Raw genomic sequence first — 17,699 nt, forward strand, 5'->3', positions numbered from 1 at the left:
TAAGGTGGACCTTACTCCATTGTGAGTAAGGTCTTCATCCATAATGGTATAATATAACCTTTGGAAGGGGAACGAGAAATGAAATTTTGTCCGTCATGCGGAGCAAAACTGGAGGAGTCTAAGACTTTTTGTCAACACTGTGGAACGAAAGTGGAAAACAATCAGCTTAATAAACACCATACAGAGAAACAATCGCTGCCTGTTCTATCTCGTAAAATGAAGTTACTTGTTGTTAGTATCCTTGCTCTCATTATTATAAGTATTGGACTATATAAAACGGGTGATCACTATACAGATAAATATAACTTAGTAGCAAAATTTGAAGAGCATTTGAATAAAGGCGATGCTGATAAATTATCTAAGTTACTCAGTTCATCGGATTCTAGTCTGAACATATCGGACAAACATATCAATAGTTTGCTTAGATATTTTGAAGAATACCCTGAAGAAAAAGAGATGTTGTTGAACCGCTTGAAGGAAGATGTGAAGGAAATTGGCATAGTAAGGCCCGTAAATGCAGAATCAGCTGCTTCAGATGGCCAGCTTATCAAAATGGAGCAGCAGGGTAAAAAGTATTTCCTTTATGACAATTATACTTTTGTCCTACAATCAATTCCTCTTCTCATTGTTTCGAATATGAATGACATTACGTATTATGTTGACGGAAAAAAGGTTTCCCCTCTTTCTATCGAAAGCGATATTATCAATCTAGGAAGTTACTTACCTGGTGAATACAAGGTAGAAGGAAAGCTTGCATCTGAATTCCTAGATTTAACGAAGGAGGCACAAGTTAGCCATTTTAATGGTGATGAATATACGGAGCTTATGTTTGACGTAGACACCATTTCAATTGGGTCAAATCTAGAAAATGGAACCATTACAATTGACGGAAAAGACACTGGAATTTCCTTTGCTAATGGAAAAAACGCTGAGGTAGGGCCAGTTCTCATAGACGGTTCTATGAAAGCAGGTATTGAAGCAGACACGCCATTCGGCAAAGTGAAAAGTGAAAATGTTGCAATTGACAGTAATCACCTCCATATTGAAGCGAATTTGACTGATGATCAAAAAAAACTTGTGCAAAAAAGCTTAGCGCAACATATAACGAACTTTTCTCTTGCAATCGCTCATCGGGATCCCGATTTTCTAACTAATCATTCAGCCGTATCAGAAGCTATACGCTCCTCTATCCATAACTTGTTGGACCTTGATACTAACTATAAAGGATACGTGACAGATGTTCAGGTGGATTGGGATACGTTCGTGTTAGAGGAATTTGATGGTAAGTTGACAGTAGGAGTAGGAATTATTGAGAAATGGATGGATAACTACGATCAATATGGAAACATTTCACCCTTTTCAGAATCGGTGTATAACAGTGGTTACATACTAACTTACGATTCAAACGAGGGGTGGATTGTAGATGACTTGAGGCCTTATACAGATCCGAGTGAGAATTTAAAGACATTAGATATCGATTATGCTGATTTAAAGAAACAGTTTGATAAGTCTAAGGAAATTGAGCCTGTAGTACCAGAATCAGACTCTTCAGAAGAGGTGAGTACGACAACTGTTATTTCCTCGTTTGTTGAAACGTTCGTAACTACTTCTGTTAAAGCGATAAATTTAAGGGATTTCTCAATCGTTTCGAATCATATCGATTCTTCTTCAAAGAGCTATCGCAAGGAATTCTCCGACTATATTGACTACCTTGCTGAGAAGGGGATTACAGAAGATCTTATCAATATAGAGGTGGTTTCCGTAGACAAAATTGGAGAAAATACATACTCAGTTAAAACATTTGATGAGTACGAGATTTACTACAGCGACGGGTCAGGCAAATATAAATCGTTCCGCACCAATTTTGAGGTGAGGGTTACATCGGAGGGACCGAAGATAGTGAAGTTGATTAAAACGGATGAAGTTGAGAGTAGGGATCTGTAGGTATTATAGCATCACGGGGACGGTTCTGATGATTCAAAGAGTAAGTTATTATTCCATTGAAAACCAGGTTAGCTAACCCGAGTAGTTAACCTGGTTTTGGTGTTGTGCAGAAAAATTATCAGTAGAGCCGTCAAGCCGAATTTTTTACCTAGAGGGTAGGATATCAGTAGCATTTTAATAAGCGTTACTTGGTGTGAACTGGTTTATTTTTAGATAACCAGTTCTGTTAATATGGTAAAATTATCAAAATGGTAAAATTTACGATGGGGGATAGAAAATGAGTGTAGCTATAAAACTTACTCCTAAAGATATCCAATATTTTAAAACTGATAAGTACGAAGCAATCAATATAATTAAACATCATGCTATCCAATATAAAGGTCAAGAACACTATGATCATTTAGGAGAAAGTTGTGGTGTATCTGTAAATAATACTGTTAATACAATTATCGGCTCAGCTCAATATTTGGACGGAGCGTTTTTAATGCCCGATGAAATTCATCTTGAGCGGTTAGTTGATTGGTTTGTTAACAATAAAGACTTTGAGTGTGATCGAACAATTCTTACCTTTTACTTTGCGAGCTATATTAAACGAAAGATTAATGCCTTATATCGCTCTATAAATAAAAATGAATTTTCAACCACTCTAACTATTATGGAGAATAAAGAAGCGAGTAAAGAATTTAGAAAGCAATGCAAACAGCGCAAGAAGCAAGGTGTAAAAATTATACGACAGGACCTGTAAAGAAGATTACCAAATAAGCTTGATTCCTACACAGTATTACTATGTGAGTTAATAATTCTACTAAGTATTCAGTGGTTAAGTCGTTTTTGTTGTAATCAAATGAATCTCATTAGTAGGATTAAGCAGGGAGAAGAATGAATGAAAGAGTTAACAGCATTTCAGTATAATAAGTTTATTTCAGCACAGATTGATCTTGTTTATGAATGTCTACATAAGGACAAGCATGTTCTGAAATGGAATAACATGATTGTAGAACATATCTATGAGGGATCTGAAGATGAGATGAAAGCAGGCTCGACTTTTATTTCGAAGCAGAAGCTAGGCAAAAAAATAGTTACTTTTGGTGTAGAAGTGCTTATTCACGAACCTCCGTATAAGATTGCGATGAAAACTGTAACAAAAGAAGGCACAAGCTTTACTCGCTATCAGTTAGTAGAGCGGGATAATGGAACAGAATTGAGTGTAGAAGCTAGCTTGATTCCTAAGAACGTCTATTATTCTATGATGGGCAGATTAACTCTCTGGTTGAGTAATTATGTATTTCTCGAACAATATGAAGCGTTTATTCAGTATGTGTATGAGCAGCAGCAACGTGAAATTCGTTATCGTGATGAACAATCAGGTCAAGAGCTGTTTGCACAGGTTTATTTGAATGATGATCATCAATGGGATGTCTACTTTACGGTAGTAGAAAGTGAGGAGGTTGTGAAAAAGCTCCTTGCAATGGGGTATGAAGTGGATGATGATTTAGATCTGTATCTCTTTGAAGCAATTCATTATGTTGATGCTGAGGAGAAGTTTAGTCGATGGGCGCAAGAGGTCTATTTACCATTGAAAAGTCGGTGTTAGGGGAATCTTTTCTGGTTTTTAAAGGATCAGATGGGCAGTTCCTATTATTCATTAAAAATTTAAGTAAGTAACCCATAATAATATTAAAACACCAGTTGAGCTAATTCTTCATTTGAATAGCTCAACTTTTTTACAAGAAGTATAACCGTTCCAATGATGATGCCAAAGAAACAAGGTTCTTTTTTGTTATTTCTCATTAATTCCTTACATTTAAAATGATGTTTGAAAAAACCAGGAGACTAATCTTTGGATTAGCGCACCTGGTTTTTGGGACTATTAGAAACTCTATAGACTGACCTTTTAAAGTGAGTCTGAAGATAGTCTGCTTCTTTCTACCTACTTTTGAAGCGTTTAAAAAATGGATATTATTGGTTTTAAGGCGATTAAAAAAGTTTCTCAGGGCAGTATTTATGAAGAGAGAGCAGTTAAACAAACGTTTGATTAAATTGATTATTATAAGCTCATTCAAGCATTTCTTTTACTGGAACCTTCTTATACGATTTTGCAGGGATTCCTTTGTATACCATATTTTGCTCCGTATCTTTTGTTACTAGAGAGCCTGCAGCGATGAAACACTCTTCTGAAACAGTTACACCCGGCAAGAGGATTGCACCAGCACCGACTCGAGCGCCTTTTTTAACTGTAGCTCCTTTAATCTTTTCAAAACGTTCTTCAGTCCGACCCATGTAATTATCATTCGATAGGGTAACACATGGAGCAATAAAGACGTTCTCTTCCAAATGAGAGTGAGCTGTGATATAAGAGTTGGTTTGTATCTTTGTTTTTGCACCAATGTAGCAGTTGTTCTCGATTGAAACACCTCTGCCTACAATAACCTGTTCATCAATCTCAACTTGTTCACGAATTGAAGCAAGGTCAGCTACAAACCCTCCAAAAGCGATACGAACTCCACGATAAATAACCACATTCGCCCCAACTGTAACCTCCCTGCCGATAACAAGAGGCTCTAATTCTGATGTAAGCTTTAAAGTACTTGTCTTTGCAACTTTAGGTGATTTACCTAAAACAGTCCCATCAGAAACCTTAGTACCTGCTCCAATAACAGTCCCTTCATGAATCGTAACCCGATTTCCAATTTGCACATGCTCTCCAATGATTACGTTTTTCTCTATTAATGAAAAATGTCCAATAGAAGAATTATCAGGAATAACTACAGAATCATCTATAATGTTCAGGTCCATTCACTCCTTAATTTTGAAGTCATGTTCATCTAACCGAAATTACTTGGGGTCAAAGGCCGATCAATTCTCATTGATGCTAAAACTTTTAAAAAAGACCGTAGTATGTAATTTTAATGATAATACTATAAGCTATTTTGGAAGTTTACACATCCTTATGTGTAATATTTTGTAAAATGTACTATTAGTATAGCAGATATATGAAATATTAGGGTGCCAATTTTCGGGTTTAGATAGTTGAAATGGCCTTCATAAAGCTTACTTGCATGTATGTATGTTAATCTTTTCCAAAGATGGTCTAGGTGGTAAAATAGTATCTAATAGAATTGCTTTTACTTGGAGGGGAAGATGGGGATTTCAGATGTTATTTTATTATTTTTAGGTGGCTTAATTGGTGTAATGTTTGACAGGGGATTTAAAGTATTAGGAAGTAAAAAAAAGCTGCGTTCTATAAAGAAAAGGTTGAAAGCTATAAAAATAATGGAAGAGGACGACCTACATGTAGAAAGTTTAATAAATGCGGTTCCTCATTTTGAGAAAAAAGATCTACGAGTTGCTAAGATCAATAAGTCTCTGTTTGTTGGATTTCCTGAAGAGATGAAAGAATTACTAAATGAGACAAATAATTTAAAAGGTAGTGAAATAACTTTTCAAGAAGATTGTTCATTTAATAAATCTAGTGATTTTAATGACATTGCCGAAAGAGCTAATATACCAGATTTGCCAAGACTAATCGATAAACACAGAAAAATTATTGCTGAACAAGTAATAAAAAGAAGCGATGGATTTTATTTTAATGGTCAGAAGTTCGGGTTGTATTCGATTAATAATCCTTTCAATAGAAGTGGTAAAGATGAGGATGCTACTCTAGATTTAGACTTATATGAGACAGATTATTTTACTAAAAAAGTCTTCCACTCTATTTATCAAGAGTTAAAAGGGAAAGGTCATCCAATTGGCGAGACGGGAATAAGTGAATTATCAAAGTATAATATGTTTACGAATTCTATTGGTATCAATGCTTTGGTTGTAGTTGATTCAGGCAAAGGAAAAGAAATGGTTTTAAGCCAAAGGTCAAAACATGCAGCTTATCATAAAAATAGGCAAAAGATGCATGTTTCAATAAATGAGGGACTCTCTCAGACGGATTATGATTCTTACTCAAAACAAATAAGGTTGGATTTATGTGTAAGAAGAGGGCTCGAAGAAGAGCTTGGTCTTGATGGATATGAATTAGATAAGTTAAATGCAGATATTAAATTTCATGACCTTTTCTTAGAGAGAGAAAACTTTGAAATTGGACTTACTTGTTCTGTTGATTTAGATGGCACGTTTGAAGAGCATATAAAAGGTCGAGTAGCTAAAGATAAAGTCCTAGAAATTGAAAAGCTAGAAGCTATACCTTTTATAGAGAAAGAGTTAAATACCTATGTAGCAAACAATGACTTTATTCCACATGGACTGTATACTCTCAAAATGATTGGTGCAAGGAGAGGAATTACTGTTTATAAAGCATAATGATACGAATTGAGTATAAGTAATTTAAGAGGTAGTTTATAGAGATGTAAGTAGCTTTATTGCTGAACCATTTTAAATTCCTTTCACATCTTCTGTTACATAGTGAACCGCTACAAGTTAAAGCTCATATTAGGAGTACAGGAGCTTGAGTTTTTCTGAAGGCATCCAAGAGAATAAAAAAGGAAAAGCCACATTACTGAAGAAACTTATACTAAACGCTAAGTTAACAAGCCGAAAAGAGGTTATGTCACTGAAGCGTTTATAAAACTGAGACTATAGGCTATCAGATGGAACACAATAGGAAAGTAGGTGGAGTGAAGAAGTGAGCAATCATATTCTTGTGACAGGTGCACACAGAAGCGGTTCTACGTTCATCGGAAAAGTCTTGGCGTTACATAATTCTGTTGGTTATGTGTCAGAGCCGTTTAATAATCGGAATGGATTGAAGCAGTTTGATAGGTGGTTTATGTATGTTTCAGATTCTGTCGATCGACAGAACAATAGGAAATATTCACGAACGATTGAGAACCTGTTGAATGGACGAGCTCGTTTTAAACGAATTCCTCTATTTGAAGGAAAATTAGATCCTGTTCATTTAATCGGACGTATGCTTTACGGAAATCGAGCGAATTATGATTTCTCACAGCTTACCAAACATAACGTGAAGCGGTATTTGCTGAAGGATCCGATTGCATGTATGTCGAGTGAATGGCTGCATAGTGAGTATAACGTAGATGTGGTTGTCATCTTTAGACATCCAGCGGCATTTGCCGGGAGCTTGAAGAGGCTGGGATGGACGTTTGATTTTTCAACGTTTCAGGATCAACGTGAGCTGATGGACACCTATTTGAGGAATGTACTTCCTGCTGATCGAACGATTGAGGATCTAAATGAACTCTCACCGCTTGAACAAGGTGTCATCTTATGGAACTGTATCTATTACGTTCTCGATCAATATGTGAAGCGAAATCCTCAATTTATTGTTGTGAGACATGAAGATATATCGGAGTCTCCATTAGAAGAGTTCGAAAGGCTGTATCAACGTTTGGATATTCCGTATACAGAGGAGATCAAAGAATCCATCGTGAAGTGGACGAGTCCTACTAATCCGACAGACCCTAAAAACAACAAAACCCATGTGCTTCAGAGAAATAGTAAAGAGAATGCGAAGAGGTGGAAGAGCATTCTTACTGAAAGTGAAATCGCCTTTATCAAGGAGAATACCCTTCCATTTAGTGAACACTATTATACAAGTAGTGATTGGTAGATCGTGCTATACACCTACGCTGTGATGTTCTTTATATTGCACGATAAAAATGTTTAATGGAACGCCCTGCTCTCTATAAAGGGCGTTTTTTTGCGTAATTAGCAAATTTATTGCTTAATTGAAGCGGTTTGTACACTTTAACGAACAAGTAGTAAAATTTGTACAAGGAGTTTCGTTCGTTATATAGAATAATCATAGGTAAGAACGAGACGTGAGGAGGTCTTACTTAATCTTTTACTATTAACAGTCCACCGAAACTGCTGACGATGTCCTTTATTCATCATTGCTAACAACAAGATAGATAAAGGGGAGGAAGCATGTGAAACACAAATCGATTGAGAATTATATGGTCAGGAAAGGAAGGAACAACAACTTAGATCTATTTCGGTTTACCCTTGCTACTCTTGTCGTCTACTCTCATTCGCACTGGCTAGTTGGAATAGAAGATAGCACTGAATTATTTAGAGTCATGATGTTTTTTATCATCAGTGGATTTTTTATTTCTGCTAGTTACAATCGGTTGAACAATCTTGGAACATACTTTAAAGCAAGGGTGCTGAGAATATTACCTGCGCTCATTCTGGTTGTTTTTCTAACCGTTTTTTTGTTAGGTCCGTTGGTCACGACGTTATCGGTGGGAGAGTACTTCACTCATGGGGAAACGTATGATTATTTAAGAACTATATTACTTTACAATATTCAGTATGACCTCCCAGGTGTCTTCGAGCAAAATCCTTTTGGAGGTGCGGTAAACGGTTCAATCTGGACAATCTATCCTGAAGCCATCTATTACATTGCGGTCGCTATCCTGGGCTTTACTAAAGTTTTAAATAGAAAATACGTAGTACTGGGATTATTCATCGTCATTCATATTCTTCATTTCACAAACTTTCCATTTGGTGAAATGTTCATTGATTATTTCAGATTTTTTATGGCAGGAATGATCGTTTATCAATTCAAAAAGGTGATTCCACTCCATTTTTCACTTTTTATTTTATCTGTGGTCGGATTGTATATCGGTTATCTTACAAATCATTTCACCGACTTATTCGTGTTTTTTGGAACATACATGGTGTTTTATTTTATTTATGTCCCAAGTTTAAAAGTTCCATTTTCCCATCAGCTTGGTAATTATTCCTATGGTGTTTTTCTGTTCGGTTTTCCTATTCAACAAACGATCGTTCTTCTTTATGGAGAAGGGATGACACCCTTACTTAACTTTATCTTTGCAATGCCAATCGCTATTCTCTGTGCAATGTTTTCCTGGAACCTTGTAGAGAAGAGGGCACTTGCATTAAAGAATACACCGCTCCCAAGTTTCGCACCTCTATTAACAACGGGGAAGCGTACGCAGGTGAAGAGCGTGGCAAAGAAGACAAAAATATCTTAAGCGTATTTGAAGGAGGTAAAGCAATTGCTAGAATTGAAGCGTGACCTTGGCATCTTAATCAGAACAGCAATCGAAGCAGGAAAGGGTATTTTGGAGGTATATGAAAAACAGGATTTTCAGGTGGAAATGAAGGAGGATCACTCACCACTCACAATGGCAGATAAAGTGTCGCATGATCGAATAGTGCAAGGGCTTGATATGTTGGAGAGCAACATCCCCATTTTAAGTGAAGAAGGTAGTCACATTCATTACGATAATAGGAAGGACTATCCTTACCTCTGGCTCATTGATCCGCTGGATGGAACAAAGGAATTTATTAAACGAAACGGAGAGTTTACGGTCAATATTGCATTAACCTATGAAGGAAAGGCTATATTCGGCATTATTTACGCCCCAGTCTACGACGTCCTCTACTTTGGAGGTGAGGTGTATGGAGCATATAAACTCGATCATGCTTCAGCTTTAAAGGATGAGTCATATAAAGAGGTGATGGCTAAGGTTAGTAAGCTACCATTGCTTAATGAGAAAGATCATCTTATTGCGATTGCTAGTCGGTCTCATCTATCGGGTGAAACGGAGGAGTTTATTCAATCACTACAGCGAAAACATGGAGAAGTTAAATTATTATCAGCTGGAAGTTCACTTAAATTTTGTTTGATTGCAGAAGGAAGAGCAGATGTTTATCCGCGGTTTGCGCCGACAATGGAGTGGGATACAGCTGCAGGACATGCGATCGTAGAAGGTGCAAAGGGCGTTGTTGTCCAATCGGAAGCAGAGAACCCACTAGTATATAACAAAGAGAAACTACTAAATCCATGGTTCATTGTAAGGAAGGCAGGCTTCATATGTTAGCTTGATTGATTGCTAGACTGTTCGTTAGAGAGTGCTTAAATTTTTCTTGTGTTCTTAATAATGAACGTTATAATGGAAATATAGAACACTAGTGGTCGATCATAGAAAAGCAATCGCTTTAGGAAAGGAGTAGAATCGTGAAGATAATCGAATCATCTTTAAACGGTGTTAAGCTTCTTCAGCCGACGGTGTATGGTGATCAACGAGGTTTTTTCTTGGAAAGCTTCAATGAGCGTAGCTTTGAGGAGCTTGGTTTAGATACAAACTACTTACAGGATAACCATTCCCTCTCAGAGAAAGCTGGGACACTTCGAGGGCTTCATTACCAGTTGAATCCGAAAGCTCAGCAAAAAGTAGTTCGTGTTATAACAGGCGCGATTTACGATGTTGTGGTGGATCTTCGCAGAGAATCGCCGACTTTCAAGCAGTGGAAGGGTTATATCTTAAGTCAGTACAACCACCGGATGCTGGTTGTTCCGAAAGGTTTTGCACATGGGTTCTGTACGCTGACAAGAGGAACAAACGTCTGTTACAAAGTAGATGAGTATTATTCCTCTGAACATGATCGGGGCATCATCTGGAATGACCCTGAACTCAAAATCGATTGGCCTGTTCAAGTTCCGATTCTTTCAAACAAAGATCAACTCCATCCACTTCTGAAGGATGCAGAGATTAATTTTGAAAGCGAAGAGGTGAACGTTTAATAAGAGTATGTGTGATAGCTATGCTAGTTCAAAGGAAATTCAGATAGAAGAGAGGGGAAGGAATGCAGTCTGCAAGAATTGGGGTAATCGGGACTGGTTTGATAGGGGGAGGGCTGGTTAAGCTTTTAAGTAGGCAGAATGATATGACGGTTTCACGTGTGTTGACGAGAAGAAGAATTCCTGAGATGACTGGTTTTCCAATGAGCGATCGGTTAACCAACTCAGTTCACGATTTCATTCAACACTCTGATCTTGTTGTCGAATGCAGCGGTGACGTACGGTATGGCAGCGAAGTCATTGATCAATGCATGAATGATGGGCTCCCTATTATTACGATGAACGCAGAGCTTCAGGTGACTACAGGCTCCTATTTTGCAAGGAAGGGCTTTATCACAGAAGCAGAGGGGGATCAGCCAGGATGCCTCGCAGCCCTCAATGAAAACGCACGGGAAATGGGCTTTAAACCACTTGTTTATGGGAATATAAAGGGCTTCCTCAATAAAAACCCTTCTAGAGAAGATATGGAGTTCTGGTCAAGTAGAAACCGAACGTCGATTGGTATGACGACCTCATTTACGGACGGTACAAAGCTGCAAATCGAACAAGCTCTTGTCGCCAACGGACTTGGGGCATCGATAGCCAAATCGGGTCTCATAGGGCCTCGTACCGACGATCTTGTTCAGGGCGGTTCGCAGCTTGCGAGGATAGCAGAGCAGAATAAGACCGCAATTAGTGATTATGTTTTGAGTTCAAAACTTCCTGCGGGCGTCTTCCTCACCGCTACGCATGATGACGAGCAGCATGACGCTCTTCGCTATTTCAAAATGGGAACTGGTCCATATTATAACTTACTAACAAACTATCATTTGTGCCACCTTGAAATTCTAAAAACAATCCGGAGAGTGTTGGAAGGAAAGGGAGTATTGCTGAACAACAGCAAAATGCCACACGTGAGTGTCTGTACGATTGCAAAAAGAAAGCTTCGAGTAGGTGAGGTGATCGAAAAAGGAATTGGCAGTTTTGATGTTAGAGGGGAGGCAGTTTTGATCGATGATTTCCCAAACCATCTTCCAATCGGGTTAGTGAGGAAGGCCAGAATAAAGAAGCCGGTTGAAGAAGGAGAAATGCTAGAGTTTTCTAACGTGGATATTCCTGAGAGCCTCGTTTTGGAGGCGTGGAAGTCGACCCTTAATCGCTCGATCGCAATGAAGTAAAGAGAGAGGGGCAACAAGTTAGAAAGTGAGGGTGATGGATGATCGGACAAAACATTAAAAAGTATAGACAGATAAAAGGGATTTCGTTGACAGAGCTAGCCAAGAAAGCAGGTGTTTCGAAATCATATCTTAATAGTCTCGAAAGGAATATAAAGAGTAACCCCTCGATCAATGTAATCAATCGCCTTGCGAAAGAGTTAGATGTAGACATCAACCATATTATCACGATGAAGGAAGATAAGGGCCAACCTGTGGAGGCACAAAGCTGGGACCTATTTATTGAAGAAGCGAAGAAAGCTGGTATTGAGAGTGACCACTTATATGAGTATCGTGAAGTCATTTCCTATATCAAGTGGAAGAATAATAAGTAGTTTGTGTGGGAGCGTGAGCAAAACATGAGGAAAAATCTCTTAGTAACCGGTGGAGCGGGCTTTATCGGAGGGAACTTCGTTCAATATATGCATAAGCACTATCCAGAGTATACTATCTATAATGTGGACGTTCTATCTTATGCTGGTGACTTACTAAAGCACAACCATCTAAAGGGCAGTGAAAACTATCATTTTATTAAGGCGGACATAGCAGACCGAAAAGAAATAATGGCGCTTTTCTCAGAGTATCGTTTCGATTACGTCGTTCATTTTGCTGCAGAAAGTCATGTTGATCGGTCAATTATAGACCCTGAAGTTTTCGTTCGAACGAACGTACTTGGAACTCAGGTCTTGCTGGATGTCTCGAAAACGTACGGTGTATCGAAATTTCTTCACGTTTCTACAGACGAAGTGTATGGTGAAATGGAACTTAACTCAACAGAGCTTTTTCAAGAAAACACACCGCTTCAGCCAAACAGCCCCTATAGCGCAAGTAAAGCTTCATCAGATCTGCTCGTTCGTTCCTATCATGAAACGTTTGGCATGCCGGTTGTTATTACGAGGTGTTCTAACAACTATGGCCCTTATCAATATACAGAGAAGCTCATTCCTCTTGTAATCACTAAAGCACTGAACGATGAAAAGATTCCTGTTTATGGTGATGGGAAAAATGTTCGGGATTGGCTTCATGTGTATGATCATTGTTCAGCCCTGGATGTTGTCCTGCACAGTGGAGAGGTGGGAGAAGTATACAACATTGGCGGTAATAATGAACGAACAAATTTGGAAGTTGTGCGAAGCATTCTAACTAGCTTAGGGAAAAGTGAGGAACTCATCACATATGTAGAAGATCGACTCGGACATGATAAACGATATGCGATTGACCCCTCTAAAATAAAAAAGCTAGGTTGGAAACCTCATTATGATTTTGATACAGGAATCCTCGAAACGATTAAATGGTACAAGGAAAATGATGTGTGGTGTAAAAATGTTGTGGTCTCTGGATAGGCTCCTTGCCCTTAAATGAATAACTGATGGAAGGGGTGTTTTTATACAACTACTGTTCTCGGTTCGTTTAAATCGTTCCAACTATTTTGATGGTTCTGAACAAAGAATACAGCCACTCACCTCAGTGATCGGCTGTATTTTTTATAGAATCAAGAATTTAAAGAAATACAATCATAAAGTACCCCAACACTCCAGAAGCCACCGCATAAAAAAGCATTGGTCCAATCGTCATCCTGATTATCGTCCCTTCTTTTCCAACCATTCCAACCACAGAGGCAGCAGCAACAACATTCAACACACAGATCATGTTACCTGCATTTGCTCCTAGAACCTGAAGAGAAAGGACGAGTTGCTCGTTCATCTGTAGCTGGTCCGCAACACTGAATTGGAAGAGTGAGAACATCATGTTACTGAAGGTGGCGCTTCCTGAGATAAATGAACCGAGCGCACCGATGAATGGCGAGACGAGAGGCCAGGCATCTCCAACGGAGTTCGCAACCATCGTAGCAAGTTCCATTGGCATGCTCATTAGATTCGCACCGTTCACTTCTGAATTTATAAAGATTCGAACCATTGGTACAGCTGTACTTAACGCAATGATGGTACCTACCATTGTTTTTAGGGAATCCGTTATGGTGATTTTAACTGCTTCCAACGTCATTTTATGGATGACGATTGTTATGAGAATCACCACGATGAAAATTGAGCCTGGTAAGTAGAGCGGTTCAAATGATGTGCTAATCTCTGTACCAAGAATTTGTTGCCAACCAACCTTTACTGACTTCAACCATCCTTTTATCGGTAAAACGTCTAACCGTGTTAACACTAAGAAAACAGCTACGAGTAGGTAAGGGATCCATGCAAGCCAGAGCGGAAGGGGTCTACTTTTATTCGGAATGCTTGTTGTAGTTCCTTCAAAATCCCATGACTCCTTAGGAAGTAGAAAACCTCGTTTGGCGGCAGGTATGACGATGGCAAGGCCTACTAGCCCTCCAATGATAGAAGGAAATTCCGGTCCTAGTAAACTTGCAACAATGAATGCAGGAAGGGTAAAACTCAGTCCAGTGAATAGCGCAAACTTCCATATTACGAGTCCTTCTTTCCATGAACGGTTTTTTCCAAAAAAACGTGTTAGCATCATGACGAGAATTAATGGAATGAAGGTACCTACGAATAAATCGATAAACACGGCGCTTTGTGTGACTGATTGCAAATAGTCCCCCATTGATTGGTTTCCAAGTGTTGCTGCCACTTGATCAGCAACAGCAGGACCCTGACGAAGTCCCTGGTCAACACCTACGATAATCGGCGTTCCAACAGCTCCAAATGATACGGGACTGCTGTCTGCGATAAGCGCTAGTGCCACCGCAGCTAGCGGTGGGAAGCCAAGTGCAACAAGAAGTGGCGCTCCTATGGCTGCAGGAGTTCCAAAACCAGCGGCCCCTTCTATAAATGCCCCGAACAACCATGCAATAATAATGAGTTGTACCCTTCTATCTGTTGAGATCCCCATAAACCCAGTTCGGATTGCATCGAGGGCACCACTATTACGTAAGGTGTTCAATAACAAGATTGCACCAAATACGATCCAAAGAATAGATACTGATATGATTAGTCCTTCAATGGAAGCCGCTGCAATTTGGACAAGAGGTAGTTTCCATACGACATGCGACAGTACGGCGGTCAGCAAGAAGCTAACCGGCATTGCTTTCATTGCCGGAAGTTTCAAAAGAACGAGAAGAATAAATACAGCGAGTACAGGTGTTAAAGCGGTTAAAAGTTCTATAGCATTCATGTTCATCACCCTATTGTGTATAGTGAGTATTATCTATTCCGTATATAACAATAAACAATTAGGTGATAATAGTATGTGATAAACCGCACAATACGTATAGTGCAACACGAAGCTCTGCTAAAAAAGTATATATTGAGTTTGAATAAAAAGGAATGAACCGATGTTAAAAAAATTAACGCTTAATAAGAAACCATATTTTCATTTTCTTATTGGTACAAAAAAAGACCTAACGACACTCGCTGAAACATTCATGCAACACCATGATCCAGATCTTTTTGTTGCCTTAATAAACGGTAGTCACTGTGAAACAGTAGAAGACTTATTTGGTGAATGGGCAACTTCATTTCAGTTTCCCTCATACTTTGGCGGGAATTGGGCTGCATTTGATGAATGTATGAATGATTTAGATTGGTTGGATGCAATGAGCTATGTTGTATTTGTACAAGACTTCTCCAAGGTTTTATCGAATGATAAAGAAGGGTTAGCAACTTTTGTTGAATTCATAGTAGACACTGTACGTGAGTGGATTGGTGGAAGAGAGTATGATTCGTTTCCAACAGAGCCCACTCCATTCCACGTAGTCTTTCAAGATCATCATGACCTGGATGAAAATATTAAAAGTAACCTCTCGACTTTAGGTTTTGAATATATAAGGTGATTAAGGAGAATAGAAACATTGACTCTCGAAGAATTTATTTCGACGATTAATCTTCATGATAGTACGATAGAAAACATCCAGTTACATTCTTCGGACAAATCTGTGAAATTGTTTATTGATTTTTGCTTTTGGAAACAAGCGTTCTTCAGTAAAGGAGACCCAGAAACAGGTATTATAGAAGTGGTATTCAACAACGTTAATCGATTCCATTTGGACGAAACTCAATCCACCGAGAAGGTGGTTGGGGCTGAGATAAATCATATAAGTGTTGTTGAGGAAAATATCCTACGATTAGTACTAGTAGATGTGAGTGATGATGTTTATGTACTAACAATTGAAGCTGATTCAGTGTTTTGGAAAAAGAGGAACTAAAAGCATCATGGATATTGTTCTCGTGACCCCTTCAAACTTAAAAAGCCTCTCCCCAAAAAGCTAGGTGCTTGGGTTGGAATAATTTTAACAAGTTAATGAGAAAACTTTCTTATAATCTAAAAAGTGAAGCGTATCGATTCGCCTCACTTTTTTAGATTAAACATCGTCCTTCAGAATCTATTATCTATCCTTTAATTTTCAATAATGCAGTATACGTATTAATACGCCCTCTTTCATATAGAGAACCTGTCCCATTCAATGGAACAGTTGTTGTCTCAATCGCATTTTGAACGTTGTTCACGCTCGGGTCAAGAGAAAGCATCAGGGCTGCTAAACCAGCTACAAATGGTGAAGCCATCGATGTACCTGATAACGTACCGTAGTTGGTTTGACCGGTTTGATTCTCGTAGGTTGGAAGAGTAGATAGGATGTCGACGCCAGGGGCGGCAACATCGACCCAGGAAGAGCCGTAATTTGAGAACGATGCTTTCGTGTCGTTTCGGTTTAAAGCTGCAACGCTAAGGCAATGAGGATATGCGGCTGGGTAGAAAAGGTCGTCTGAATTATAATTTCCGGCAGCAGCCACGACCAACACTCCGTTGTCTTTCGCATATTGTATTGCATCTTGAAGCGTTGTACTAAAAAAAGTACCGCCAAGGCTCATATTGATTACTTTTGCTCCATTATCTGTGGCATAAACAACTCCTTGAGCAACATCGCTGTACGCTCCGCTTCCGGTATCGTCTAACACCTTCACATTCATGATTCTTGGATTAATGGCCAGTCCCGCGACACCAATGTCATTTTTCGTGGTAGCAGCTGCGATTCCTGCTACGTGCGTTCCGTGACCTTGTAAGTCTTCATACGTTGAAGAATTTGAGAAGTTTTTATTTAACACGATCTTGTCCACTAAATCAGGATGATTTGTTTGAACACCAGTATCTAAAATTGCGATTTTCACAAATGTTGATCCACGTGTGACGTTCCATCCTCTAGTCGAATTTATTTTAAGAAGCCCCCACTGGTTAGGTAAGAGCGGATCATTCGGTGTCAACTGAGTCGCTAAGATGCCATCATACTCGGTATAATCAACTCCAGAAAAGTTAGAGAGAATCGTCATCTTGATATTTAAGAGAAGTGGATCAACTCCTACCGTATAGACGTTCAGTACTGGTATCTCATCTAAAAGAGTAAGTCCACCCACTTGTTGAATAATCTCTAAAGCACGTCGCCTTGAAACACCAGGGATAAATCGAACTATAAATCTATCTGGAAAGTAGTTCACTGAAGTAACACCTCCTATCATTGTAAGGCATTACTAGTTTATTCATAGAATTACTTGATGATTGGGGGAAGGTACAAAATAGCTAAAAATGGGGAAGGGGACATGGGGACAGGTTCCTCGTCCCACTTAAACATCGTCTACTATGGAGTAAATCTGTGGACTGAGGGACATTTTACCTGTCCCTCAGTCCCGTTAGAATACAATAAACTTGCTCAGCGTATTAGAATTACTTATAGCTGCAATGAATCCCCATGTCCGTGTAGTTACTTAGGATCTTCCGCTCAATTATTTCTGTTTTGAAATACAAATCAAATCTAACAAGAGTCATGTTTCCGGTGCAAATGAGTAAACACATTCACATCCTACTTAAGGAAGGGGAAGCTTTTTCTTCATAAAAATGGAATTAGAAGTTGTCAAGAACCAGGTTCCAATTTGTTGTTATCGGTGACTAATTTACTGGTTATCTCAAATCATTTATTGCTATTTATAAGCGATGAATCCGTAGAACCCTCCCGTTAATTAATAGAA

The 17,699-nt window shown here is 38.8% G+C and carries 16 protein-coding genes; 13 read left to right on the top strand and 3 right to left on the bottom strand.

Annotated elements, in window-relative coordinates; genetic code table 11:
* Positions 1 to 78: 78 nt before the first annotated feature.
* The 3 genes from ACXADT_RS05665 (at position 79) to ACXADT_RS05675 (ending at position 3,538) form a co-directional block, all read left to right on the top strand.
* Entirely contained in the window at positions 79 to 1,944 is a 1,866-nt protein-coding gene (locus ACXADT_RS05665) for a TcaA NTF2-like domain-containing protein (protein ID WP_474833577.1), read from the top strand.
* A 277-nt stretch (positions 1,945 to 2,221) separates the two neighbouring features.
* Complete coding sequence (locus ACXADT_RS05670) at positions 2,222 to 2,689, top strand: hypothetical protein (RefSeq protein WP_474833579.1); 468 nt, start codon at positions 2,222 to 2,224, stop codon at positions 2,687 to 2,689.
* 138 nt (positions 2,690 to 2,827) lie between these two features.
* Complete coding sequence (locus ACXADT_RS05675; protein ID WP_474833580.1) at positions 2,828 to 3,538, top strand: SRPBCC domain-containing protein; 711 nt, start codon at positions 2,828 to 2,830, stop codon at positions 3,536 to 3,538.
* A 461-nt stretch (positions 3,539 to 3,999) separates the two neighbouring features.
* Here ACXADT_RS05675 and ACXADT_RS05680 read toward each other — a convergent pair whose 3' ends face one another.
* Complete coding sequence (locus ACXADT_RS05680; RefSeq protein ID WP_474834658.1) at positions 4,000 to 4,734, bottom strand: DapH/DapD/GlmU-related protein; 735 nt, start codon at positions 4,732 to 4,734, stop codon at positions 4,000 to 4,002.
* Positions 4,735 to 5,085: 351 nt separating this feature from the next.
* Here ACXADT_RS05680 and ACXADT_RS05685 point away from each other — a divergent pair, with 351 nt between their 5' ends.
* The 8 genes from ACXADT_RS05685 to rfbB all read left to right on the top strand — a co-directional run bounded on the left by ACXADT_RS05685 (position 5,086) and on the right by rfbB (position 13,061).
* Positions 5,086 to 6,255 carry a hypothetical protein gene (locus tag ACXADT_RS05685; RefSeq protein ID WP_474833582.1) on the top strand — a complete coding sequence of 390 codons (1,170 nt, stop codon included), beginning with the start codon at positions 5,086 to 5,088 and terminating at the stop codon, positions 6,253 to 6,255.
* 322 nt (positions 6,256 to 6,577) lie between these two features.
* Entirely contained in the window at positions 6,578 to 7,522 is a 945-nt protein-coding gene (locus ACXADT_RS05690; protein ID WP_474833583.1) for a sulfotransferase, read from the top strand.
* A gap of 319 nt (positions 7,523 to 7,841) precedes the next feature.
* A complete protein-coding gene (locus ACXADT_RS05695; protein WP_474833585.1) occupies positions 7,842 to 8,912 on the top strand; it encodes an acyltransferase family protein in 1,071 nt (356 codons plus the stop codon).
* 24 nt (positions 8,913 to 8,936) lie between these two features.
* Positions 8,937 to 9,764, top strand: coding sequence for a 3'(2'),5'-bisphosphate nucleotidase CysQ (gene cysQ, locus ACXADT_RS05700; protein WP_474833587.1), 828 nt, complete (start codon positions 8,937 to 8,939; stop codon positions 9,762 to 9,764).
* Between the two features lie 137 nt (positions 9,765 to 9,901).
* On the top strand, positions 9,902 to 10,468 hold the full coding sequence (gene rfbC, locus ACXADT_RS05705) for a dTDP-4-dehydrorhamnose 3,5-epimerase (RefSeq protein ID WP_474833589.1): 567 nt from the start codon (positions 9,902 to 9,904) through the stop codon (positions 10,466 to 10,468).
* Between the two features lie 62 nt (positions 10,469 to 10,530).
* Positions 10,531 to 11,682 carry an NAD(P)-dependent oxidoreductase gene (locus ACXADT_RS05710; RefSeq protein ID WP_474833590.1) on the top strand — a complete coding sequence of 384 codons (1,152 nt, stop codon included), beginning with the start codon at positions 10,531 to 10,533 and terminating at the stop codon, positions 11,680 to 11,682.
* Positions 11,683 to 11,720: 38 nt separating this feature from the next.
* Entirely contained in the window at positions 11,721 to 12,053 is a 333-nt protein-coding gene (locus tag ACXADT_RS05715) for a helix-turn-helix domain-containing protein (protein ID WP_474833592.1), read from the top strand.
* Between the two features lie 24 nt (positions 12,054 to 12,077).
* The gene (gene rfbB / locus ACXADT_RS05720) at positions 12,078 to 13,061 is read left to right on the top strand and encodes a dTDP-glucose 4,6-dehydratase (RefSeq protein WP_474833593.1); all 984 of its coding nucleotides are present in this window, start codon (positions 12,078 to 12,080) and stop codon (positions 13,059 to 13,061) included.
* A gap of 157 nt (positions 13,062 to 13,218) precedes the next feature.
* On the opposite strand, the gene ACXADT_RS05725 is transcribed toward rfbB, so the two are convergent.
* Complete coding sequence (locus ACXADT_RS05725) at positions 13,219 to 14,856, bottom strand: L-lactate permease (protein ID WP_474833594.1); 1,638 nt, start codon at positions 14,854 to 14,856, stop codon at positions 13,219 to 13,221.
* A gap of 160 nt (positions 14,857 to 15,016) precedes the next feature.
* Between ACXADT_RS05725 and ACXADT_RS05730 the strand changes: the two genes are divergently transcribed.
* Together ACXADT_RS05730 and ACXADT_RS05735 are read left to right on the top strand one after the other, a co-directional pair.
* The gene (locus tag ACXADT_RS05730; RefSeq protein ID WP_474833596.1) at positions 15,017 to 15,514 is read left to right on the top strand and encodes a barstar family protein; all 498 of its coding nucleotides are present in this window, start codon (positions 15,017 to 15,019) and stop codon (positions 15,512 to 15,514) included.
* An 18-nt stretch (positions 15,515 to 15,532) separates the two neighbouring features.
* The gene (locus tag ACXADT_RS05735; protein WP_474833597.1) at positions 15,533 to 15,886 is read left to right on the top strand and encodes a hypothetical protein; all 354 of its coding nucleotides are present in this window, start codon (positions 15,533 to 15,535) and stop codon (positions 15,884 to 15,886) included.
* Positions 15,887 to 16,070: 184 nt separating this feature from the next.
* On the opposite strand, the gene ACXADT_RS05740 is transcribed toward ACXADT_RS05735, so the two are convergent.
* Complete coding sequence (locus ACXADT_RS05740) at positions 16,071 to 17,171, bottom strand: S8 family peptidase (RefSeq protein ID WP_474833598.1); 1,101 nt, start codon at positions 17,169 to 17,171, stop codon at positions 16,071 to 16,073.
* Positions 17,172 to 17,699: the final 528 nt, after the last annotated feature.

Source organism: Anaerobacillus sp. ABR4_321, assembly GCF_056158505.1.